This is a genomic window from Citrobacter portucalensis (genome assembly GCF_002042885.1).
In the GTDB taxonomy this organism is placed as follows: domain Bacteria; phylum Pseudomonadota; class Gammaproteobacteria; order Enterobacterales; family Enterobacteriaceae; genus Citrobacter; species Citrobacter portucalensis.
In genome coordinates, this window is the sequence record NZ_MVFY01000009.1 from 1 (window position 1) to 23,281 (window position 23,281).

The 23,281-nt window shown below is 54.9% G+C and carries 24 protein-coding genes; 3 read left to right on the forward strand and 21 right to left on the reverse strand.

The genetic code is table 11. The annotated features are described in order from the left end of the window. The first annotated feature begins 109 nt into the window (after positions 1-109). Positions 110-745 (forward strand): TetR family copper-responsive transcriptional repressor ComR, encoded by a 636-nt coding sequence (gene comR, locus BZK40_RS14475; protein WP_008784432.1) that lies wholly within the window; start codon positions 110-112, stop codon positions 743-745. 254 nt (positions 746-999) lie between these two features. Then, the gene (locus tag BZK40_RS14480; RefSeq protein WP_048214422.1) at positions 1,000-3,180 is read left to right on the forward strand and encodes a TonB-dependent siderophore receptor; all 2,181 of its coding nucleotides are present in this window, start codon (positions 1,000-1,002) and stop codon (positions 3,178-3,180) included. A 57-nt stretch (positions 3,181-3,237) separates the two neighbouring features. On the opposite strand, the gene BZK40_RS14485 is transcribed toward BZK40_RS14480, so the two are convergent. The 8 genes from BZK40_RS14485 to hinT all read right to left on the reverse strand — a co-directional run bounded on the left by BZK40_RS14485 (position 3,238) and on the right by hinT (position 9,283). Next, a complete protein-coding gene (locus BZK40_RS14485; protein WP_003030814.1) occupies positions 3,238-3,777 on the reverse strand; it encodes a glycine zipper 2TM domain-containing protein in 540 nt (179 codons plus the stop codon). Positions 3,778-3,945: 168 nt separating this feature from the next. Further along, complete coding sequence (gene ndh / locus BZK40_RS14490) at positions 3,946-5,250, reverse strand: NADH-quinone dehydrogenase (RefSeq protein ID WP_079934864.1); 1,305 nt, start codon at positions 5,248-5,250, stop codon at positions 3,946-3,948. Positions 5,251-5,486: 236 nt separating this feature from the next. Further along, complete coding sequence (gene ycfP, locus BZK40_RS14500; RefSeq protein ID WP_003030817.1) at positions 5,487-6,029, reverse strand: alpha/beta hydrolase YcfP; 543 nt, start codon at positions 6,027-6,029, stop codon at positions 5,487-5,489. Between the two features lie 21 nt (positions 6,030-6,050). After that, the gene (nagZ, locus tag BZK40_RS14505; protein WP_032943019.1) at positions 6,051-7,076 is read right to left on the reverse strand and encodes a beta-N-acetylhexosaminidase; all 1,026 of its coding nucleotides are present in this window, start codon (positions 7,074-7,076) and stop codon (positions 6,051-6,053) included. 10 nt (positions 7,077-7,086) lie between these two features. Continuing rightward, positions 7,087-7,911 carry a thiamine kinase gene (gene thiK / locus BZK40_RS14510; RefSeq protein WP_048235622.1) on the reverse strand — a complete coding sequence of 275 codons (825 nt, stop codon included), beginning with the start codon at positions 7,909-7,911 and terminating at the stop codon, positions 7,087-7,089. Beyond that, on the reverse strand, positions 7,892-8,533 hold the full coding sequence (lpoB, locus tag BZK40_RS14515) for a penicillin-binding protein activator LpoB (RefSeq protein WP_008784426.1): 642 nt from the start codon (positions 8,531-8,533) through the stop codon (positions 7,892-7,894). Before lpoB ends, thiK begins: the two co-directional genes overlap by 20 nt. A 13-nt stretch (positions 8,534-8,546) precedes the next feature. Continuing rightward, positions 8,547-8,921, reverse strand: coding sequence for a YcfL family putative periplasmic lipoprotein (locus BZK40_RS14520; RefSeq protein WP_008784425.1), 375 nt, complete (start codon positions 8,919-8,921; stop codon positions 8,547-8,549). Positions 8,922-8,923: 2 nt separating this feature from the next. After that, entirely contained in the window at positions 8,924-9,283 is a 360-nt protein-coding gene (gene hinT, locus BZK40_RS14525) for a purine nucleoside phosphoramidase (protein ID WP_071444757.1), read from the reverse strand. Positions 9,284-9,632: 349 nt separating this feature from the next. On the opposite strand from hinT, the gene fhuE reads away from it, so the two are divergent. Continuing rightward, positions 9,633-11,819 (forward strand): ferric-rhodotorulic acid/ferric-coprogen receptor FhuE, encoded by a 2,187-nt coding sequence (gene fhuE / locus BZK40_RS14530; protein ID WP_079934867.1) that lies wholly within the window; start codon positions 9,633-9,635, stop codon positions 11,817-11,819. Between the two features lie 22 nt (positions 11,820-11,841). Here the strand turns inward: fhuE and paaY are convergent, their stop codons facing one another. The 13 genes from paaY to paaA form a co-directional block, all read right to left on the reverse strand. Continuing rightward, a complete protein-coding gene (gene paaY, locus BZK40_RS14535) occupies positions 11,842-12,438 on the reverse strand; it encodes a phenylacetic acid degradation protein PaaY (protein ID WP_003832248.1) in 597 nt (198 codons plus the stop codon). Between the two features lie 11 nt (positions 12,439-12,449). Beyond that, entirely contained in the window at positions 12,450-13,376 is a 927-nt protein-coding gene (paaX, locus tag BZK40_RS14540) for a phenylacetic acid degradation operon negative regulatory protein PaaX (protein WP_172111175.1), read from the reverse strand. Positions 13,377-13,533: 157 nt separating this feature from the next. Then, positions 13,534-14,853, reverse strand: a complete 1,320-nt coding sequence (paaK, locus tag BZK40_RS14545; protein WP_003832244.1) for a phenylacetate--CoA ligase PaaK — start codon at positions 14,851-14,853, stop codon at positions 13,534-13,536. A gap of 28 nt (positions 14,854-14,881) precedes the next feature. Next, on the reverse strand, positions 14,882-16,087 hold the full coding sequence (pcaF, locus tag BZK40_RS14550) for a 3-oxoadipyl-CoA thiolase (protein WP_079934868.1): 1,206 nt from the start codon (positions 16,085-16,087) through the stop codon (positions 14,882-14,884). Then, entirely contained in the window at positions 16,087-16,509 is a 423-nt protein-coding gene (gene paaI / locus BZK40_RS14555; protein WP_003832239.1) for a hydroxyphenylacetyl-CoA thioesterase PaaI, read from the reverse strand. Before paaI ends, pcaF begins: the two co-directional genes overlap by 1 nt. Next, positions 16,502-17,920 carry a 3-hydroxyacyl-CoA dehydrogenase PaaH gene (paaH, locus tag BZK40_RS14560; protein WP_079934869.1) on the reverse strand — a complete coding sequence of 473 codons (1,419 nt, stop codon included), beginning with the start codon at positions 17,918-17,920 and terminating at the stop codon, positions 16,502-16,504. The genes paaI and paaH overlap by 8 nt, the downstream gene beginning before the upstream one ends. A 3-nt stretch (positions 17,921-17,923) precedes the next feature. After that, the gene (paaG, locus tag BZK40_RS14565) at positions 17,924-18,712 is read right to left on the reverse strand and encodes a 2-(1,2-epoxy-1,2-dihydrophenyl)acetyl-CoA isomerase PaaG (protein ID WP_079934870.1); all 789 of its coding nucleotides are present in this window, start codon (positions 18,710-18,712) and stop codon (positions 17,924-17,926) included. Positions 18,713-18,714: 2 nt separating this feature from the next. Continuing rightward, positions 18,715-19,482 carry a 2,3-dehydroadipyl-CoA hydratase PaaF gene (gene paaF, locus BZK40_RS14570; RefSeq protein WP_079934871.1) on the reverse strand — a complete coding sequence of 256 codons (768 nt, stop codon included), beginning with the start codon at positions 19,480-19,482 and terminating at the stop codon, positions 18,715-18,717. Continuing rightward, positions 19,479-20,549, reverse strand: coding sequence for a 1,2-phenylacetyl-CoA epoxidase subunit PaaE (gene paaE, locus BZK40_RS14575; protein WP_079934872.1), 1,071 nt, complete (start codon positions 20,547-20,549; stop codon positions 19,479-19,481). Before paaE ends, paaF begins: the two co-directional genes overlap by 4 nt. A gap of 7 nt (positions 20,550-20,556) precedes the next feature. Further along, entirely contained in the window at positions 20,557-21,054 is a 498-nt protein-coding gene (gene paaD / locus BZK40_RS14580; RefSeq protein WP_079934873.1) for a 1,2-phenylacetyl-CoA epoxidase subunit PaaD, read from the reverse strand. Positions 21,055-21,066: 12 nt separating this feature from the next. Next, on the reverse strand, positions 21,067-21,822 hold the full coding sequence (paaC, locus tag BZK40_RS14585) for a 1,2-phenylacetyl-CoA epoxidase subunit PaaC (RefSeq protein WP_071444752.1): 756 nt from the start codon (positions 21,820-21,822) through the stop codon (positions 21,067-21,069). A gap of 7 nt (positions 21,823-21,829) precedes the next feature. Continuing rightward, positions 21,830-22,117, reverse strand: coding sequence for a 1,2-phenylacetyl-CoA epoxidase subunit PaaB (gene paaB, locus BZK40_RS14590; RefSeq protein WP_032943000.1), 288 nt, complete (start codon positions 22,115-22,117; stop codon positions 21,830-21,832). Between the two features lie 10 nt (positions 22,118-22,127). Continuing rightward, complete coding sequence (paaA, locus tag BZK40_RS14595) at positions 22,128-23,057, reverse strand: 1,2-phenylacetyl-CoA epoxidase subunit PaaA (RefSeq protein ID WP_079934874.1); 930 nt, start codon at positions 23,055-23,057, stop codon at positions 22,128-22,130. Between the last annotated feature and the right edge of the window lie 224 nt (positions 23,058-23,281).

Consider the following 23,281-nt stretch of genomic DNA (forward strand, 5'->3'; position numbering starts at 1 on the left):
TTTTCATACTAATAGCTATAAATTATTTTTATCGTGAATCCGCTGGAGTGTGCAGTCGAATATTTTTATAATGGTTATTCAATAAACCCAACAAAGGTACATCGGCGCCATGACAACTGAAACGACAGGTTGTGCAAAAAAAAGCCGTGGCCGACCAAAAGTGTTCGACAGGGAAGCCGCGCTTGATAAGGCCATGACACTCTTCTGGCAGCACGGATATGAAGCGACCTCGCTCGCCGATCTCGTGGAAGCCACCGGCGCAAAAGCGCCCACGCTGTATGCGGAGTTCACCAATAAAGAAGGGTTGTTCCGTGCCGTACTGGATCGCTACATCACCCGCTTTGCGGCGAAACACGAAGCCCAGCTGTTTTGTGAAGAAAAAAGCCTTGAGTCCGCACTTGAAGACTATTTCACCGCTATAGCGACCTGCTTTACCAGCAAGGACACCCCGGCGGGATGTTTCATGATTAATACTTCTGCGACGCTGGCAGCCTCTTCCCGCGATATTGCGCACACGGTGAAATCCCGCCATGCAATGCAGGAACAGACGCTTACCCAGTTCCTTCACCAGCGCCAGCAACGAGGCGAAATTCCGGCCCATTGCGACGTGCAAAAACTGGCCGAATACCTGAACTGTATTTTACAAGGTATGTCGATCAGCGCCCGTGAAGGCGCAACGTTTGAAAAACTGATGCAGATCGCACACACAACTCTGCGGCTGTGGCCCGAACTCGTCAAAGCTTAACCCTTTCCCGCAATTCCCCCGCTGTACTCATACCACCGGGAGCTGATAAAGCCCCCGGTTAGATTCCCGTTCTATTGTCCCTACATTTCTCATTGTTTTCATCGTGTTACCCGATCATTTTTTGTAAAAAGTATTGATAACGACAATTATTATCAGCAATATTCGCATTTGTTTTAATGCCTGTTTCACAATGTAACCATCGGTTTCTCTACCGCTATAACAAAAACAGACCGACTTTTTTAAAAGGAATACAAATGCATAAGCGTCTCTGGGTGCTCAATCCTCTCCTGTTATCTTTAACTCTACCCGCTGTTGCGGCTGAGGAAGAGAACCTCATCGTCAGCGCCAACCGTAGCCAGCGCACAGTGGCAGAAATGGCGCAAACGACCTGGGTTATTGAAGGAAGCGAGATTGAACAACAGGTTCAGGGAGGTAAAGAGTTCAAGGATGTTCTTGCTCAGCTAATCCCAGGAATCGATGTTAGTAGCCAGGGACGCACAAACTACGGCATGAACATGCGCGGTCGCGCCATTGTCGTGCTAATTGACGGTGTCCGTCTGAACTCCTCGCGAACCGACAGCCGTCAGCTTGACTCCATTGACCCATTTAACATTGCGCACATTGAAGTCATTTCAGGCGCAACCTCTCTTTATGGCGGTGGCAGTACCGGCGGATTAATCAACATTGTCACCAAAAAAGGTCAGCCGGAGCGTGAAGTAGAACTCGAACTGGGGAGCAAAAGCGGCTTCAACAATAGCAACGATCATGATGAACGCGTTGCCGCGGCGGTGAGTGGCGGAACCGATCGCGCTTCCGGGCGTATGTCCGTCGCGTATCAACGATTTGGCGGCTGGTATGACGGTAATCACGATGCCCTGCTGCTCGATAACACCCAAACCGGGCTACAGCACTCCGATCGCCTGGACGTCATGGGCACAGGGACGATTGAACTTGACGACAACCGTCAGTTGCAACTGGTTACGCAGTACTATAAAAGTCAGGGGGATGACGATTACGGGCTGGATCTCGGCGAGAACATGTCCGCCGTGACCGGAAACGGCAAAGCATACACCAGCAGCGGACTGAATTCCGATCGTATTCCCGGCACCGAACGTCATCTTATTAGCCTGCAATATTCAGATGCGGATTTTTTTGGCCAGAACCTGGTCAGCCAAATCTATTACCGTGACGAATCGCTGAAATTCTACCCCTTCCCTACGCTCAGCAAAGGCAAAGTCACCAGTTTCTCCGCATCACAGCAGGACACAGACCAGTTTGGTGCCAAAATTACCCTCAACAGCCAGTTGATGGATAACTGGGAGCTGACGTGGGGTGTCGATGCCGATCACGAAACCTTCGACTCCAATCAGAAATTCTTCGATCTGGCCTGGTCCCTGCCCTCCGGCGGCATGGACAACCGTACCGCTTATACCACCGGGCGTTACCCCGGTTACAGCATCACCAACTTCGCGCCTTTCCTGCAAAACAGCTATGACATTAACGACATTTTTACCCTCAGCGGCGGCGTGCGCTATCAGTGGACCGAAAACAGGGTTGATGATTTCGTTGGCTATGCTCAACAGCAGGGAATCGCGACCGGGCTTGCGAACTCTGCCGATACTATTCCGGGCGGCAAAACCGATTACGATAATTTCCTGTTCAACGCCGGTATCCTTGCCCACCTGACCGACCGTCAGCAAACGTGGTTTAACTTTTCTCAGGGCGTGGAGCTTCCGGACCCAGGGAAATATTACGGTAACGGTACCTATTCGCTGGTTGGCGATCATTACCAGCTCCAGCGCAGCGTCAACGTGGCGGATTCACGTCTGGAAGGGATTAAAGTTAACTCGTACGAACTGGGGTGGCGCTACACCGGCGATAGTCTGCGCACGCAACTGGCCGCTTACTACTCAACTTCGGATAAATCGATCGTTATCAACCGTAGCGATATGACCATTAACGTTCAGCCCGACGATCGTCGCATTTATGGCCTTGAAGGTGCAGTAGATTATTTCATTGCGGACACGGACTGGAGTCTGGGTGGCAACTTCAACGTCATTAAATCGGAAGTGAAACAGAACGGTAAATGGCAAAAATGGGATGTCACGCTGGCCTCACCGTCCAAAGCAACCGCGTGGGTCGGCTGGGCACCAGAACCGTGGACCTTGCGCGTACAGAGCCAGCAAACATTTGATCTGACCGACGCCAGCGGTAACAAGCTGGATGGCTATAACACGATGGACTTTATCGGCAGCTATCAGCTCCCGTTGGGTAAACTGACCTTCAGCGTGGAAAACCTGCTGAATGAAGAGTACACCACACTGTGGGGACAACGTGCGCCACTGCTGTATAGCCCAACCTACGGCAGCCCGTCACTGTATGAATACAAGGGCCGGGGTCGTACTTTTGGTCTGAACTACGCCTTAACCTTCTGATAAAAAAAGCCCCCCAGCCTGAGCGAATGGGGGGCTAATGTTCAGGATAATGCTATTTTACGCTTTGTTATTCAGTACCAACTGTCCGTTGTTATCCAACGGAATTTGCGCGCCGGGGTCCTTATCCATACGGATTTTCCCCTGCTGATCGCCAATTTTGTACGTCACGTCGTAGCCCAGCATCTTTTCAGATTTGTCATACACCGTTTTACAACGCTGCTGCGTGGTGGTGTAAGTATCGTTTTCCTGCATCGAACCCTGAATCTGGTTACCTGCATAGCCGCCGCCTAAAGCACCGGCCACGGTAGCAATATCTTTACCACGTCCACCGCCAAACTGATGCCCAATAACACCACCCGCAACCGCGCCCAGTACGGAACCCGCGATACGGTTTTCATCTTGTACCGGCTTGCGGTGGGTGACCGTTACGTTCCGGCACTCCTGACGCGGTGTTTTTACCGACTCTTTAATCGGTGTTGCAGAGACAACTTGCGCATACTGTGGGCCACGCTCGAAAACGTTCAGACTGGCCACCGCTGCAACACCCAGCGCAGCAGCCACGCCAATCCCTATACCCGCCAACATTGATTTATTCACGGGACTACCTCCTTTTTTGCTATTAGCAACAACTTTGCAACAGAAGGTAAGGAATGCCAATCAGATTACGGATGAAAATAGCGGGAGGTGGAGCGAAAGCGGAATGATTCAGACAACTCTGAAGGAAGGCGTCGGATGCGTAAAATCATCCGACGCCACAGGTCGATATTAATGCAGTTTCAGACGCGGGCGAATCACCCGGTTGATACTGCCGACCAGCATCATCAGCCCGGTTTTGAAGTAGCCGTGCAAAGCAATCTGGTGCATGCGGTACAGTGAGATGTACACAAAGCGCGCAATACGTCCTTCCACCATCATCGAACCACGGGTCAGGTTGCCCATCAGGCTACCCACGGTAGAGAAGTTAGAGAGCGAGACCAGAGAGCCGTGATCTTTGTACTGATACGCTTTCAGCGGCTTACCGTTCATCTGTGCCAGAATATTGTTCATCGCGCAGGTCGCCATCTGGTGTGCTGCCTGAGCGCGCGGAGGCACAAAACCGCCTTCCGGGCGAGCGCAGGAAGCGCAGTCGCCAATCGCGTACACGTCAGGATCGCGCGTGCTCTGCAGAGTTGGCTCAACCACCAGTTGGTTAATACGGTTCGTTTCCAGACCGCCAATGTCTTTCATAAAGTCTGGCGCTTTGATACCCGCCGCCCACACCATCAGATCGGCTTTAATGTATTCGCCATCTTTGGTGTGCAGTCCGCCTTCATCAGCGCTGGTTACCATCGTCTGGGTCAGTACGCGTACGCCCAGTTTGGTCAACTCATTATGCGCAGCACCGGAAATACGCGGCGGCAACGCAGGCAGAATACGCTCACCGGCTTCGACCAGCGTAACGTTCAGCGCGTCATTGGTCAGCCCTTTGTAACCATAGCTGTGCAGTTGTTTTACCGCATTGTGCAGCTCAGCGGAGAGTTCAACACCCGTCGCACCGCCGCCCACAATGGCGATATTCACTTTTCCGTTAGCGCCCAGATTCGCGGAATACTTCAGGAACAGATTCAGCATCTCCTGGTGGAAACGACGCGCCTGATGCGGGTTATCGAGGAAAATGCAGTTTTCTTTCACGCCAGGGGTGTTGAAATCGTTGGACGTACTGCCCAACGCCATCACCAGCGTGTCATACGGCACTTTACGCTCAGGAACCAGCAGCTCACCCTTCTCATCGCGCAGCTCAGCGAGAGTAATGGTCTTCGCTTCACGATCGATATCCACCACCGAGCCTAACTGGAACTGGAAGCCATGGTTACGGGCATGTGCCAGATAACTCAGCGCATCCACACCTTCGTCCAGTGAACCCGTCGCCACTTCATGCAGTAACGGTTTCCACAAGTGACTGTGGTTTCTGTCTACTAGTGTGATTTTGACCTTTTTCTTACGCCCGAGTTTTTTACCCAGCTGCGTCGCCATTTCCAGTCCGCCAGCACCGCCGCCGACAATCACGATCCTTTTCAATGGTGTAGTCAACGTGACCCCCTCAAATTTATTAACCAATTGTTAATTAAAAGTTATGAGCATAGCCTTTAATTAACAACAAGTTACGGTAATGAAAATGTTCTTCGAGAGTGAGAATAACACGAACGGTGCATTGGTCATACCAAAATTGATATGTATCAAGTTTTGATGCTGAAAAGATAGACAACCGGAACTTTAAGAACAAAAAAACCAGCCCGATGGCTGGTTTTTTACACACTCAATAAGAATTAACCTAACGTCTTGAACGCTTTGATGCGCTGCAAATGCGGAGAGATATTCTTAAACTTATGCGTCTGCTCTTCGTCCCAGACTATCTCGTAAAAATGATGCAGCTCTTCCGACGAACGCTGACTGTTAAGCGCTTCATCATGACGTGACAGGATCACCAGGCAGCGATCGCGATTCTTCTCACGGAAATTGGTCACGCATTTTGTTGCGATGTCTGCATACTCCTCAGGTCTGTCGATTTTGCCTTCCATGTTCTCATACGGGAACAGGTTGGGATTAAACACTACCTGACGAATATCACACAGGAAACCAATCCGTTCAGCCCAATATCCCCCGAGCCCCACACCACAAATCAGCGGACGGTCATCCACATTCAGCTGCAGCATTTTGTCCACTTCTTTCAGCAGATGCTGCATATCATGTTTAGGATGCCGCGTACTGTAGCTAATCAGCCTGACATCCGGGTCGATGAATTGCAGCTGCAACACCTTCTCATGGTTGCCCGGGCTGTTAGAGTCAAAACCGTGTAAATAGATAATCATCGCATCCTCGCCAAACTTGCGTTAATGACCTGCTTTCTCTTCCTGCCAGCGCTCATGAAGTTGGTTAAGCTGAGCGCTTACCGTCTTCCAGCGTGCCGAGTCCATCAGTTCCTGACGTGAAAATGAACCTTTATGATACAAACGTGTAACACGTTCTGCATTGATCGGCGACAGATTATCTAACACACTGACCGCTCCCTTACGATTATTGCAGACCAGGATCATATCGCAACCTGCATCCAGCGACGCCTGTCCACGCTCCGCATAGCTTCCCATAATCGCCGCCCCTTCCATAGACAAATCGTCGGAGAAAATGACACCATCGAAGCCAAGTTCCTGACGTAGCACCGTTTTCAACCAGTGAGGTGAGCCACTCGCCGGACGCGGATCGACATCACTGTAGATGACATGCGCAGGCATAATGGCATCCAGTTTGTTTTCCGTAATCAACGTCTGGAACACGGACATATCTTTCGCACGAATCTCGGCTTCTGGGCGTGGATCGGTTGGGGTTTCTTTGTGTGAATCCGCCGTCACCGCCCCATGTCCTGGGAAATGTTTACCGGTCGTTTTCATGCCAGCAGCATGCATCCCGTCAATGAAGCGGGTCGCCATCGCCAGCGCTTTTAGCGGATCGGCATGGTAAGAACGCTCGCCGATTGCCGCGCTGATATGGCCCACATCCAGCACGGGTGCAAAGCTGATGTCAATGTCCATCGCGATCATTTCGCTGGCCATCAACCACCCGGCGTCCTGAGCCAGTTTGCCGCCCTCTTCCAGACCATGCAACGCAGCAAAGGATTGAGCCGCAGGCAGGCGGGTAAAGCCCTCACGAAAACGCTGTACGCGTCCGCCTTCCTGATCTACCGCCACCACCAGATGGTTACGTGACGCAGCCCGGATCTGACGCACTAATTCACGCAGCTGTTCCGGGTCATGATAATTTCGGGTAAAGAGGATCAACCCACCTACCAGCGGATGTGCCAGAATCTCACGCTCTTCAGCGTCCAGCTCATACCCTTCGACATCCAACATTACTGGGCCCACACTGCTCTCCTTATCCTTTCATTGTTAGCTGCCGCCAGGTTTCATCGGCCAGCCTGATAAATTGTCGATCGCCGGTTTGCCGCCAGCGATACTCAAACCACCCCGCCTTCAGCATCATTATCCAGGGTTGCCATTGTCTGACCTGTCGCCACAAAACGTCTGGCTCAATGTGCGCTCGTTGGGCGTAGGTGCTAACCAACTGTTGGTGCTGGGATTCATCGCTAACCCATACTGCCGCCAGCTCCAGAGCAATATCACCGTCTCCGGCGTATTCCCAGTCAATCAGCCGCAGCCCTGATGCCGTACGTACGATGTTGTCACCGTGAACATCCATATGCAGCGGCCCCAGGCGCAAAGGTCGAGGCTCACCTCGTTTCCTTAGCCGCTTCAGCGCGCGCAGCCAGCATGGTGTACGACGCGCCGGATCGCCACACTGCCAGTACTGTTCAAGTAGCGGAAGCAGGTTGATTCGCCAGCCCAATCGGGGTTGCTGGTGCAGATGATACAGTAAGCCTGCAAGTTCGTCGGCGTCCGGTAATCTGGATTCTACCTTACCGTGAAAAAACTCGACTGCCATCCACCCACGCGTATAAAAATGAGGACGTGGCGCAAGGCTTTCTGGCAGGTGTTTTAACGCATGATATTGGCGTAAGAAATGAGATTCCGGCGCGTCAGGATCGTGATGGCAGCGCAGTACCAGCCGGTGGGAACGGTGTTCAATGATGCAGCTCCCGCCACTCAGGCCGGTTTGGCTGGTTGCGACGGGATGATACTGCGGGAAATAGCGCGACAACACTTCGCCGCGCGTGAGTCTGTTATTGTTGCTGAACGGCACCTTTACCTGACCAGATTATCTCGCCAGTTTGTACCAGCATTAATTGCATTTGCAGCGCAGGCGAATTGACGTTGCCGGATGCGCTGGAATAAAGCACATACTGCGCGCCAACGTTACGGGCGATACCAATCGCTTTACTGCGCGTTCCCAGACTGTCATTCGGCGACAGACCTAACTGCTGTTTGGCGACAGCCAGCTGTTGGGCAGAAATCAGCGTAAACTTACCGTTATTCGCCAGCGCGTTACGTAAGGTTTCGGTGGCTTCACCCGCGTTCAACGAGCCGTTGGTGCGGTTATTCACGCTATCAACCAGCAGAACGCCGCCCGCTTTGACGCCGTCTGCCTGCAGCATTTTGCCGACCATCGGCTGCATAGCCCCGTTCCAGTCATAGTGACGTTGACGTGGCGTAGGCTGCGCCGTTTGGTCTTCATGCTCAATTGGGCCCGGCTGCTGCGGTATGCTTGGCACCGTTGGCACAACCGGAACCGGCTGTTGCGGCTGCGCAGGCTGTTCCGGTACCGGCTTCACTTCCTCTACCGGCGCGGGCTCACGTTGCGCCACACAGCCAGAGAGAAACATCGCCAGCGCGGCAATCAGTGCGTAGCGATTCATTTTGTTCATCAAGATTCACCCCTTACAAATAAAGATAAAGTCTAACCTTGTGCGCCCCCAGAAAATTGGCGCTGCCGTACAGCGTCACCGACGAATGAGCCGGAATAGTCACACTGCGTGGCGCTTCCAGAGGGTGCATTTCCAGCCCTCTGGCGTCATACCAGTAAAACCGATAATGAACGGTAACGGGTTCTTGTCTTTCGTTATAGAGTCGAGAGGATGCCGAAGCCTGAATATCAGACGTTGTTAACGTGGGCTGCTCTGCTGTAATACCCGCCGCCAGAATTGTTGATTCCATCACCAGCGACTGTTCATCACTTACCGGGATTTCAGGATGTGTTCGACAACCCGCCAGCAACAGCAAGCCCAGTGAAAGCGCAATGCATCCTCTGGTCATGCTTACAGACCTTTATGCGCAAGCATTGGGCCAAGCGCACGTCCACCCAGCAGGTGCATATGAATGTGATACACCTCCTGCCCCCCGTGGCGGTTGGTGTTCATGATTAAGCGGTACCCATCTGCAGCAATGCCTTCCTGCTCAGCAATTTTCGCCGCAACGGTGACCATGCGGCCCAATGCCTGTTCATGTTCCGCCGTCACATCATTGACAGTGGGGATCAGAATGTTAGGAATGATCAGGATATGCGTTGGTGCCTGAGGGGAAATATCACGAAACGCAGTGACCAGTTCATCCTGGTATACGATATCCGACGGAATCTCACGACGAATAATTTTGCTGAATATAGTTTCTTCTGCCACGACGTTTTCCTTTTTCATTAACAGCCCAAGCGTTTTGCCATGCTACGCCGGGTAACTCTGCGAGTATAGAGTATGAGCGAGTTACTCACGCTCTTTCAACTTTAACCCTCGATTTTTTAAGCGAAAACCCCAGTCAGTGCTGCTCTTATAACCATTTCCCTGCGCTATTGCTCAAGCATAGTACTGAAACAATATTTCATTTATGCCGTAGCATCTGTTTACACATTGAGTGCTAATGCGTATATTTCGCATTTGTATTTACATGCGCATTTAATAATTTACAACCAAAGGGTTCATCACAACTACCGGTGATTTGAACTTAATATTAATAATTATCAAGGACTTTTCGATGTCTTTCACAACACTCAACGGGAATGTTCAACGCCAACCGGGCCTTGCCCCTTCTTTGCTGGCAGCATGCATCACGCTAGCGCTTTTACCTTCCACCAGCCTCGCAGCCCCTGCTGAAGAGACAGTGATCGTGGAGGGTTCTGCTCCATCCGCATCAAGTGAGGAGCAGGATTACAGCGTTAAATCGACGACCGCTGGCACAAAAATGCAAATGACGCAGCGCGATATTCCGCAATCGGTCAGCATTGTCAGCCAGCAGCGCATGGAAGATCAGCAGTTGCAAACGCTGGGCGATGTGATGGATAACACGTTGGGGATAAGCAAAAGCCAGGCGGATTCAGATCGCAGCAGCTATTACTCGCGCGGATTTCAGATTGATAACTATATGGTCGATGGGATCCCGACCTATTTTGAATCCCGCTGGAATCTCGGTGACGCCCTTTCTGACACCGCCCTTTTTGAGCGTGTCGAAGTGGTCCGTGGCGCAAACGGGCTAATGACCGGGACGGGTAACCCTTCAGCCTCCATTAACATGATCCGTAAGCATGCCACCAGCCGCGAGTTCACCGGTAATGTTTCAGCGGAATATGGCAGTTGGAACAAACAACGCTATGTGACCGATCTGCAAAGCCCGCTTACAGCAGACGGCAACGTGCGCGGCCGCATCGTGGCGGGTTACCAGAATAACGACTCCTGGCTTGATCGCTACAATAGCGAAAAAATGTTCTTCTCCGGGATTGTCGATGCCGATTTGGGTGACACCACCAGCCTGTCTGCGGGCTATGAATATCAGCGCATTGATATCAACAGCCCAACCTGGGGTGGATTGCCGCGCTGGAATACCGATGGCAGTAAAAACAGCTACGACCGCTCGCGTAGCACTGCGCCGGACTGGGCTTACAACGATAAAGACTTCAACAAAGTGTTTGTCACCATCAAACAGCGTTTTGCCGATACCTGGCAGGCGACCATGAACGCCACCCACTCCGAGGTCAAGTTCGACAGTAAAATGATGTACGTCGATGCCTATGTTAATAAGGCCGACGGCACGCTGATTGGCCCATATGGTAACTATGGTCCAGGATATGACTACGTCGGAGGAACCGGCTGGAACAGCGGCAAACGTAAAGTGGATGCTGTCGATCTATTCGCCGACGGCGGTTATGATCTGTTTGGTCGCCAGCATAATCTGATGTTGGGCGGCAGCTACAGTAAACAGAATAACCGTTATGAAAGCTCGTGGGCGAACGTTTTCCCCAACGAAATCGGCAGCTTCTATACCTACGATGGTAACTTCCCGGAAACCAACTGGAACCCGCAGTCATTGGCTCAGGACGATACCACGCACATGAAATCGCTGTACGCCGCAACGCGTATTTCGCTGGCCGACCCACTACATTTGATTGTCGGCGCGCGTTACACCAACTGGCGTATCGACACCCTGACCTACAGCATGGAGCAAAACCACACCACGCCGTATGCGGGTCTGGTCTATGACATTGACGATAACTGGTCTACCTACGCCAGCTATACCTCAATCTTCCAGCCGCAGAACAAGCGCGACAGTTCCGGTAAATATCTCTCTCCGATCACCGGCAACAACTATGAGCTTGGCCTGAAGTCCGACTGGATGAACAGCCGTTTAACCACCACGCTCGCGGTGTTCCGCATTGAACAGGATAACGTAGCGCAATCAACCGGTGTGCCAATCGCCGGTAGCAATGGCGACACGGCCTTTAAAGCGATGGATGGTACGGTCAGCAAAGGGGTCGAATTCGAGATTAACGGTGCGATCACTGATAACTGGCAGATGACGTTTGGCGCGACACGCTATGTTGCTGAAGACAACGAAGGCAATGCAGTAAACCCGAATCTGCCGCGGACCACGGTCAAACTGTTTACCCGTTATCGCCTGCCAGCCATGCCGGAACTGACCGTCGGCGGTGGAGTTAACTGGCAGAATCGTGTTTACAGCGATACGGTCACGCCTTATGGCACATTCCGCGCGGAACAGGGAAGCTACGCCCTGGTAGATTTGTTCACCCGCTACCAGGTAACAAAAAACTTCTCAGTGCAGGGTAACCTTAATAACCTGTTCGATAAAACCTACGACACGAATATCGACGGTTCTATCGTTTATGGTGAGCCGCGTAACGTCAGCGTTACCGCCAGCTATCAGTTCTGACACCGGGTATTGCGTAGAATCGCTAACTCGCTGACTTAGGTTGCAAATTCTCATCAAACTCCAGCCGCTTTCTGTCGGGTTCTACCGCAGTCAGCGGCTCCACTTCTGCAAGCGTCTGCTGACAGCGCTCCACCAGCACCTGATACTCGCGAGTACCCTGTTTTTTCCACACCAGTTCCTGCTCAGTTAACATGCGAATCGCTTTCGCCGGGCTGCCGACAATCAGATGGTTGGCGGGCATCTCAGCGCGCGCTTTCACAAACGCCGAAGCACCAACGATACTGTTTTCACCGATGGTCGCGCCATCGATAATCACCGCGCTCATGCCGACCAGCGCGTTACGCCCAATCACACAGCCATGCAGAATCGCGCCGTGGCCGATATGTCCGTCCTCTTCCACTACCGTATCCTGGCCGGGAAATCCGTGCATCACGCAGTTATCCTGGATATTCGCCCCATCTTTAACCACAATACGCCCAAAATCTCCGCGCAGGCTGGCGTTGGGACCAACATAAACTCCTTTGCCGAGAATGACATCGCCAATCAGCACTGCGGTTGGGTGAACATAGCTTTCTGCAGGAACTACCGGGATCATCCCGTCAATCTGGTAAATCGGCATGGCTTCTCCTGTTACACCTCGGCTAATCCGCCGAAGCGTTGATAATAGAGCGGACCCGGCGCGGGCAGTTCCCCCACCGAGCTCTCGCCTTTTTCGCTGACGAAAACCTGGGCGCCGGGCGCAACACGTTGATAAATATTAATGCACAGCTGACGCGCCGTCTGACCCAGCCAGTGAGCAGGCAACAATTCTTCCGGCAGCAGCGGATCTTTGAGCACAACCCGACGATAGAAGTGAATGAGCAACAGGCGGATCTGGAAGCAGCGCTCTGGCGTAAGTTCGTCCGGCCCGGCGTCACGCAGTAGCGGTAACAACGGACGGAACAGCATGATAAACGCCTCGTACATGGCATTTTGTTCGGTTAAGTGCCAGCACCCTTCTACCCGCTCACGCAGCGCAGCGCGGGAGAGTGCCAACGGCGAATGCGCCTCAAAAACGATGACGTTTTCCGCTACCCCAGCTTCATGAAGCAGCGACTGTACGTCCGCCAGCTTTTGCGATGGCGACGCCAGCAGACTCGGCGCCAGTACGCCAAAACCTTGCCATAACAGCTGCTTTTTAACTTCGGCCAGGGTATTTTTCTCCAGCCCCTCCGACAGCAGCAGCAGCCAGGTACCGTCCCACTCAGGGGCGCTGGCACGGTAGATTTTGCTCTCGGCGCGGCGCGTCAAGCGTAGCCCTTTATCACTCAGGCGGTAGAAACTGCGGCGGCCGATACGTACTACGTCCAGCCATTCTTCTTTATTAAGGCGAAACAGCGCGGTACGTACAAAACGTTCACCGAAGCCAAGCCCTTCCAGCAGCGCGGCAACGCTACCGAGCCAGACTTCTCCACCGCGTTGCGATAAACAGTCCCCGTAAAGCGAGGCGATAAGAGAGGTGCCGCTGACCGGCATTGCGGTTACCGCCTGCTGAATAAAACTATCGAGTTTTTCCATATGATTCATACTGTTGTCTTTTTTGTCCTTTTTGAATCATAGCACAGGATAATTTCCGCGATATGGCAGGAATTTGTAGGCCGGATAAGGCAACGCCGCCATCCGGCAACTTGTGCGCTCTCGCCTGATGGCGCTGCGCTTATCAGGCCTACGAGTCTTAACCGTTGGCGGCAACTTTGCGCAGGTCGAACACCCGGCACGCCTTTCCTTCTGAGCGCGGAATGCTGCCGCAGTTAACAATGCTTACGTCCGTTGAAATACCGACCATCGACTTAATACGATGACGCAAATGATGGCAAATCTGGCAGCGCTGCTCATGGCTTAGCACCAGGCTACTCTCTTTAAGCTCCACGCGTACCGAAAGCGAATCAAGATGGCCACGGCGATCCACTTCCAACTGGTAATGCGGAGCCAGATGTTCAATCTTGAGGATCTCTTCTTCCACCTGCGATGGGAAGACGTTGACGCCGCGAATAATCAGCATATCGTCGCTGCGCCCGCTAATGCGATCCATACGACGCATCGTGCGCGCGGTACCCGGCAGCAGGCGCGTCAGGTCGCGGGTACGATAACGAATGACCGGTAGCGCTTCTTTCGTCAGCGTGGTGAACAGCAGTTCGCCGTGCTCGCCGTCGGCCAGTGGCGTACCGTCATCCGGATTGACCACTTCCGGGAAGAAATGATCCTCCCATATTGTCGGACCATCACCCGTTTCGATGCACTCCATCGCCACGCCCGGCCCCATCACTTCCGAGAGGCCATAAATATCCAGCGCCGTAATACCCAGGCGACGTTCGATCTCCGCGCGCATCCCCGTTGTCCACGGCTCTGCGCCAAAGACACCGGTACGCAGCGAACAACCCCGCGCGTCACCGCCCATCTGGCGCTCCAGCTCTTCAATCAGGTTCAGACAGTAGGATGGCGTAACCATAATCATGTCAGGTTTGAAATCGCGAATCAGCTGCGCCTGTTTCTCGGTTTGACCGCCGGACATCGGGATAACCGTTGCCCCCAGGCGTTCCGCGCCGTAGTGCGCGCCCAGTCCGCCGGTGAAAAGGCCATAGCCATAAGCGACGTGGATTTTATCTTTCGCGGTACCGCCTGCGGCACGCAGCGAGCGGGCGACGATGTTAGCCCAGGTATCGATATCATTTTGCGTATAGCCCACCACCGTCGGTTTACCCGTGGTGCCGGATGATGCATGGATACGCACCACCTGCTCCATCGGTACCGCGAAGGTGTCAAAGGGATAGTTGTCACGCAGGTCCTGCTTGGTGGTGCAGGGAAACTTGCTCAGATCGCTCAGCTCACGGAAATCATCCGGGTGAACCCCCGCCGCGTCGAACTTACGGCGGTACATCGGGACATTTTCATAGGCGTGTTTTAACGTCCATTTCAGGCGCTCGGTTTGCAAAGCCTGTAATTCGTCACGCGATGCGGTTTCAATCGGATCTAATTTTGTTGTTGTCGTTGTCATTTTGTAGGGCACTCGCAGGTCAATTAGCTCACACTCGCTCAAGGATCATGGCAATGCCCTGACCCACGCCAATACACATCGTACACAGCGCATAACGTCCATTGCGTCGTTCCAGCTCCAGCGTTGCGGCCAGCGCTAGCCGCACACCGCTCATCCCCAGCGGGTGACCTAAAGCGATAGCCCCCCCATTGGGATTCACGTGTTCTGCGTCATCTGCCAGTCCAAGCTGTCTCATCACACCCAACGCCTGGGCGGCAAAGGCTTCATTCAGCTCAATCACATCCATATCGTTGATATTCAGCCCGGCGCGCTCCAGCACTTTTCGTACCGCAGGAACTGGCCCAAGCCCCATAAACTTCGGCTCCACGCCCGCCGTCGCCATCGCGACAATGCGTGCACGTGGCGTTAGTCCCTGGGCCTTTATGTGTTGCTCGCTGGCTACGATCATTGCTGCCGCGCCGTCGTTCACCCCAGAGGCATTGCCTGCGGTGACCACGCCGTTCTTACGAAACGGTGTTTTCAGTTGTGCGAGTTGCTCCAGCGTGGTTTCTGCACGCGGATGTTCATCTTCACGTACTGCGCTAACTGCCCCTTTCTTGCCAATGATTTGTACCGGCACAATTTCCTGCGCCAGAATGCCGTCACGCTGGGCTTTCGCCGTGCGCTGCTGGCTGCGATACGCAAAGGCGTCCTGGTCTTCTCGGCTTACATTTAACAATTCAGCTACATTCTCCGCCGTTTCCGGCATGCTGTCAGTTCCGAATTGTTGCTGCATGAGCGGGTTCACAAAACGCCAGCCAATGGTGGTATCAAACATTTCTGCCTGACGCTGGTATGGCGTCGTTGCCTTACCCATCACGAACGGCGCGCGGGACATTGACTCAACACCACCAGCGATCAGCAGGTCGGCATCACCGGCTTTGATCGTGCGAGCAGCGAAGCCGATCGCATCAAGCCCGGAGCCGCACAGACGGTTGATGGTCGTGCCGGCAACGCTGTGCGGATAACCCGCCAGCAGGGTCGCCATATGCGCCACGTTGCGGTTATCCTCGCCCGCCTGGTTGGCGCAACCGAAGATCACATCGTCAATAGCGCTGGGATCCAGGCGTGGGTTGCGGTTGAGTAATTCACGCAACGGGATGGCCGCCAGATCGTCGGCACGCACGCCTGCCAGCGCCCCGCCGTAGCGACCAATCGGGGTACGAATACCGTCACAAATAAATGCGTCACGCATTAGACTTCTCCTGTAATCGTGCCACCGATGCGGTGGGATTTGCCGCGAAACAGAGCCACGGTTTTGTGTTGCTGATTGACAATTTCAATGTCGTAAACGCCAGTGAGTTTGCCTTGCTGCTTAACCCGCGCGGTGGCGGTCAGTTTGTCACCTGCAAAAGCCGGACGCAGAAAGTCGATACTGGCCGCTGAGGCTACTGCTGCCAGTCCCTGACTGTTGCAGGCGTAAGCAAAGGCGGTATCCGCCAGCGAGAACAGTTGCCCGCCGTGACAGGTCTGATGTCCATTCAGCTGCGATGGCGACACGGTCATGGTCATCTGCGAATAACCGTCGTCCATCTCAATAATTTCAATCCCCAGCGCCTGCGCGCAGGTGTCTTTCACATACATGGCGCGGGCGTTGCGCCAGGCTTCATTACTCATGACGCATCTCCATCAGCGCTTTCTGGCGCAGCAGCGCACTCGGGCGATAGCGTTCTTCGCCATAGTGCTGTTGTAGATTTTCCAGCAGACGAAGCACACGTCCCCAGCCGAGCGATTCACCCCAGGCCAGCGGCCCGTGCGGGTAGTTGACCCCCAAACACATGGCGGTATCGATATCCTCGGCGCTGGCGACTCCTTTTTGCAGCGCATCCAGCGCTTCGTTCGCCAGCATCGCTACCGTGCGCCATACCAGCAGCCCTGGGTAGTCGGCAATACGCAGCACTTTTTTGCCCTGCTGCTGGAAGTAGTACACCGCTTTGTCGGTGGCTGAAGCCGGGTTGGTTGGTGCGCTTGCCAGCACGACGGTGTCGCCCGTAGCATGGTCATACACCACCACCGGGCGCTGGTGCTGCACGCTTAAGGCCAGCGCGGTTTCACCGGTAGTTTCAAGGAGCAGCACATCATCCAGTTCAGTGACAACGTCACGTTTGATATTTTTTGCTGCATTTTCAGGCGCTACCGCTGCAACAGCCAGTTCAGGCGATACTTCAGCAGGCCAGCGATAGACGCCGTGGCCGCTCTTCTTTCCCAGACGCCCCGCCAGAGCGAGCTCCTGTTGCAGCAAAGACGGTAGAAAACGGCGGTCCTGCCAGAAGGCGTTAAACACCGAACAGGTCACGGCAAAGTTGACGTCCTGGCCAATCAAGTCGGTCAGCGCCAGCGGCCCCATCGGGAAGCCGCCGCCGTCACGCAGCGCCGCATCAATCACTTCCGCTGACGCAACCTGTTCTTCCAGCGCGCGCCAGGCTTCAGCGTAGTACGGACGCGCCACGCGGTTAACGATAAAGCCTGGCGTTGAGCGGCAGCGCACCGGCTGTTTGCCCCAGGCAGTCACGCACTGGCAAAGCTGCTCGACTACCTCGGTTGAGGTGGCAATGCCGCTCACCACTTCCACCAGTTTCATCACCGGTGCAGGGTTAAAGAAGTGCAGCCCCGCCACACGTTCCGGATGCTTCACTCCCGCCGCAATTGCGGTGATTGAGATCGACGAGGTATTACTGGTCAGCAGCGTTGACGGCAAACAGATCTCCGCCAACTGACTAAACAGCGCTTTTTTAATTTCCAGCCGCTCGGAAGCGGCTTCAATCACCAGTTGTGCATCGGCAAGCTGATTCAGTTCAGTCGCGGGTGCGATCCGTCCCAGCAGCTCACTGGCCTGTTCCGCACTGATTTTTCCACGACCAACACGAACGTCGAGTCGCTGGCGAATACCCTCAATGGCGCGAGTAATCGCCTCAGCGGAAATGTCATACAGCAGGACCGAATGTCCGGCGCTGGCAGCCACCTCGGCAATACCTGCACCCATTGTTCCGCCGCCGATCACGGCAACGCGATGAAGAGTTTGCGTCATGGCTTATTTCCCGCTGAACTGTGGTGGGCGTTTGCCGAGAAAGGCGCTGACCCCTTCGCGGTAGTCGTCGCTGCGACCGGCCATGCGCTGGTAGTCGCGCTCAAGCTCAAGCTGCTGATCCAGCGTGTTGGTTTCGGAAAGCTGCAAGGCTTTCTTAATCAGCCCCAGGCCATAGGTCGGCTGCGTCGCGAAATGGCGCGCCATGGTCAACGCGGCATCTTTCAACTCGGCATCGTCGACCACTTGCCAGATCATGCCCCACTGCGCGGCCTGTTCGGCGCTGAGGTTATCGCCAAGCATCAGCAAACCCACGGCACGAGCGCGACCGGCTATGCGCGGCAGCACCCAACTTCCGCCGCAGTCCGGCACCAGACCGAGCTTGCTGAAGGCCATAACAAACTTCGCCGAGCGCGCGGCGAGGACGATGTCGCAGCCCAAGGCCAGTGTGGCACCGGCACCAGCGGCCACGCCGTTGACGGCACAGATAACCGGCTTCGGCAGCGCGGCTAAGCGGCGCACCAGCGGGTTGTAGAAGCGTTCCACCGACATGCCCAGATCCGGCGCGAGACCGCTCGGGTCAACGTTACGGTCGTTCAGATCCTGTCCGGCGCAAAATCCGCGTCCGGCACCGGTGATCAGCAGGCAACGAATGGTGTCGTCGCGCTCGGCCTGTTTCAGGCAGTCGGCGAGCTGCTGGTGCATCACGTCGTTAAAGCTGTTGAGTCGGTCCGGGCGGTTCAGGGTGATAGTCATAACGCCCTGCTCCACTTCGCTGAGAATAAATACGTCCACGATTAGCGTCCTTTAAATTCCGGTGTGCGTTTTTCTAAAAAGGCGCTGACGCCTTCACGACGATCTTCGGTGCCGCTCAGCAGCGTAAACAGCTGACGTTCCTGCACCAGACCGGCCTGGAGCCCCACTTCTTGCGAAGCGCGTAGAGACTGTTTTGCCGCCCGCAGCGCCAGCGGTGAGTGACGGGCGATGGTCGCCGCCAGCTTGAGCGCGTATTCATCGGAGAGATTCACCGGGTGAATGTCACTCACCAGCCCGGCCTGTTGCGCTCGTTCTGCATCAATGCTTTCACCGCTCAGCACCATTCGGCTGGCCAGCGCTTTACCAACACAACGGATAAGCCGCTGCGTACCGCCCGCCCCTGGCATGGTGCCGAGAGTAATCTCCGGCAGACCAAAGCGCGCGTTATCCCCGGCAATCACCAGGTCGCACAGAAGAGCCAGCTCGCACCCGGCTCCCAGCGCGTAACCGTTAACCACCGCGATCAGCGGCTTGTTGAAGGCATCAATACGTGCCCACAGGCGAGGACGAACATCGTCGAAAGTGGCGGGCAGATCTTTTTCCGCCATTTCATTAAGATCGGCCCCGGCGGCGAAATAGCGCGGGTTGCCGCCAATCACGCAAACGCTGATGCTGGCGTCCGCCGCCGCGCTTTCCAGCGCGTCAGCAATCTGCGTTAGCAGCGCATTGTTCAGGGCGTTACGCGCCTGCGGACGGTTCAGGGTCAGTTGCAGTACACGGTCGTGACGGGAAATCAGCAGTTCGCTCATGCCATCCCCCGCGCATCGAAGTCGACCACTACGTCACCGCTGGTTGGCAGCGCCTGGCAGCTCAGCACATAGCCCGCCGCCAGTTCATCGGCTTCAAGGCTGTAGTTGGCGGCCATCGCCACCTCGCCGCTGACCACCTTGCATTTGCAGGTGGCGCACACGCCGCCTTTACAGGCGAACGGCAGGTCAGCACCCTGGCGCAGCGCGGCGTCGAGAATGCTGTCATCTTCCGCATTCAGTGAAATCAGGCGATCGCGCCCATCCTGACGAAGGGTGACCGTGCGGCCTTCCGCCTGCACGCCGGTGGCGTGTTTCACGCTGGTCCCCGGCGTATTGAAACGCTCAAGGTGAATGGATTTTTCCGCTATGCCCAGTTCGCGCAGTGCCACTTCGGCTTCATCCATCATTGCCGATGGGCCACAGATAAAGGCGTCGTCAAAGCGGCTGAAATCGAGCAGGTTTTTGCCCAGCGCACGCAGTTTGTCGCCGTCAATACGACCCTGTAGCAGATCGCTGTCCATCGACTCCTGACTGAACAGGTGCACCACCTGTAAACGCTGCGGATAGCGGTCTTTCAGATCGGCCAGCGCCTGACGGAACATCATGCTGTGGCTGCTGCGGTTGCCGTAGATCAGCGTGAACTGGCTGGCCGGTTCGATCGTCAGCGTCGCTTCAATAATCGCCATCATCGGCGTAATGCCGGACCCGGCGGCAATCGCCAGATATTGGGCTTCGCGCTCGGCCTGCGGCTGGTAGCCGAAGTGCCCCTGCGGCACCATCACTTCCAGCGCCATACCCTGCTGGATATCCTGCTGGGCATAGCGGGAGAAACGCCCACCGTCGATAGCTTTAACCGCGACGCTAATTTCCGACGGCGAGCGGCTGCGACAAATGGAGTAACACCGACGCAGCTCTTCTCCACCGAGGTGAGCTTTCAGCGTCAAATGCTGGCCCGGTCGAAAGGCGTAGTCATTACGCAGCGCGTCAGGAATGGTGAAAGTGATGGTCACCGCATCGCGCGTTTCCGCTTCGACGTTGGCCACGGTAAGCGAATGAAATGTTGTCATCGCAACCTCAAATACATTTAAAGTAATCAAAGGGTTCACGGCAGCTGTCGCAGCGATACAACGCTTTACAGGCCGTGGATCCGAATTCGCTAATCAGCGAGGTATGGGTGCTGGCGCAGCGCGGGCACTGTACATCAGTTGGCATTTCGGCATGACAGGCGTGGGCCTGCGGCGGGCTGATACCATACTGGCGCAGGCGTTCGCGGGCGTCCGGGCTCATCCAGTCAGTGGTCCACGGTGGGTCAAGCTGCAGGACGATATGTACTGGCGTATAGCCGTGCTCCGCCATCACCATGCGAATTTCACCCAGTAGATGCTCGGTGGCCGGGCAGCCGGAGTACGTCGGCGTAAAGCCGATAACCCAGCCGTCGCCGCAGCGCTCAACGCTGCGTACCATGCCGAGATCGGTGATGGTCAGCACCGGCACTTCCGGATCGGGAATCGCACTTAACAGCCCCCAAACGGTGTGCACCTCTGGCGGTGCGATCGCGGTAAGACGTTGCATAGCCACCTCCTGCTACCACTGCTGCCCAGGATACGCACGCTGCAAGTACTGCATCTCGGCCAACATCGGCCCGAGATGTTCGCTGTGTAGCCCCTGCTTACCGCCGTTGCGAAACGCCGCCTCTTGCGGAACCTGTAAACCAGAATCAATCAGCGCAGTGTGTACCGTCATTTGCCATTCGGTTTGCAGTTCGCGCGGATCGACGGCAATGCCCTGCCTGGCCAGAGCGATCTCCAGTTCGTCGGCAAGGAACAATTCGCCGGTGTAACGCCACAGATTGTCCACCGCCTTCTGCATCAGTTGCGCGGAGTAGTCAGTACCATTCCCCAGTCGTTCCAGCCAGCCGCGGCTGAAGCGCAGGTGATAACGCACTTCTTTCAGTCCTTTGGCAGCGATAGCCGCAATCTGCTTATCGCGGCTGTTAACCAAACGAGTGAACAGCGCCACATGCCAGACATCGATAAAGAACTGGCGAGCGATCGTGTCGGCAAAGTTGCCGTTAGGCTGTTCCACCAGCAACAGATTGCGGAACTGACGCTCGTCACGGCCAAAAGCCAGCGTGTCTTCGTCGCCGCTACCCGCCAGTTCGGCTGCGTAGCTGAGGAAGTTGCGCGCCTGCCCCAGCAGGTCGAGGCCGATATTAGCCAGCGCCAGATCAATCTCCAGCTCCGGCGCATGACCGCACCAGGCCCCCAGACGCTGAGCCAGCACCAGGCCGTTATCGCCCAGACGCAGGGCATAGGTTGCAACGGGATTCAGGTTATTCATCGTTGCCTCACATATGTTCCATGCCGTCCGGCACGGTGTAGAACGTGGGATGGCGATAGACTTTGCTCTCCGCCGGGTCAAAAAACTCACCGCGTTCTTCCGGCTGTGACGCAACAATTTCGCTGGCTTTCACCACCCAGATGGAGCAGCCTTCGCTGCGGCGTGTATAGGCATCGCGTGCATTTTCCAGCGCCATCTGGTCATCGGCGGCATGCAGACTGCCAACGTGACGGTGTGATAACCCCTGTTTGCTGCGGACAAAAACTTCGTATAACGGCCAGTATGTTTTGCTCATGACTCTCTCCTTACGCCGCGTCGCGGGCCTGTTGCTTTTCGGCGTGCGCCAGTGCGGCCTCGCGCACCCATGCCCCTTCTTCCCAGGCCTTACGCTTTGCGCCCAGACGTTCGTGGTTACAGACACCACGACCGTTGATGACCTCATTAAATTCCTGCCAGTCGATCTCACCGAATCGATATTTCCCCGTCGCTTCATCAAGCTGTAGGTCGGCGTCCGGCACGGTCATACCGAGAATTTCTACCTGCGGGACCGTGTTATCAACAAAGCGCTGACGCAGTTCGTCGTTGGAGTGCAGTTTGATTTTCCACGCCATGCTGCGGGCGCTGTTCGGTGAGTTGTCGTCGTTCGGGCCAAACATCATTAGTGCAGGCCACCAGAAACGGTTGATGGCGTCCTGCAGCATCTGACGCTGATCCTCGCTACCGGTAGCCAGCGCCATACACGCTTCGAAGCCCTGACGCTGATGGAAGCTCTCTTCTTTGCAGATTTTGACCATCGCCCTGGCATACGGGCCGTAGGAGGTACGACACAGCGCCACCTGGTTAACAATCGCCGCGCCATCGACCAGCCAGCCGATCACACCGATATCCGCCCAGCTGAGGGTTGGGTAGTTGAAGATGGAGGAGTATTTCATCTGGCCGTCGAGCATCTTCTGGTACAGATCTTCACGCACGCAGCCCAGTGTTTCCGCCGCGCTGTAGAGGTACAGACCGTGTCCGGCCTCGTCCTGTACTTTTGCGAGCAGAATGGCCTTACGCCGCAGCGTAGGTGCGCGGGTTATCCAGTTGCCTTCCGGTAACATGCCGACAATTTCCGAGTGCGCATGCTGGCCAATCTGGCGGATCAGCGTCTTACGGTATGCGTCCGGCATCCAGTCCTGCGGCTCGATGGCCGTTTCCTGCGCGATGCGCTGGTCAAAGCGTTGTTCTTCTGTCACGTCATCACCTTATGATTCCGATAATTTCAACAAATCAATATTTGCGAATCACTTTGTTTTATAAAAGTTACATCTTGGTTAAATAAAACCACAAATTTTGTTTGCTGATTTTGCGATACTTGTCGCAAATGGTTTTTGTTTATTCATTAATAACAGATAGATAACCAATAAAGGTAAAGTGTTCGCGATCTCATTGTTAACAAATTATTAAAATCTCACTTGCA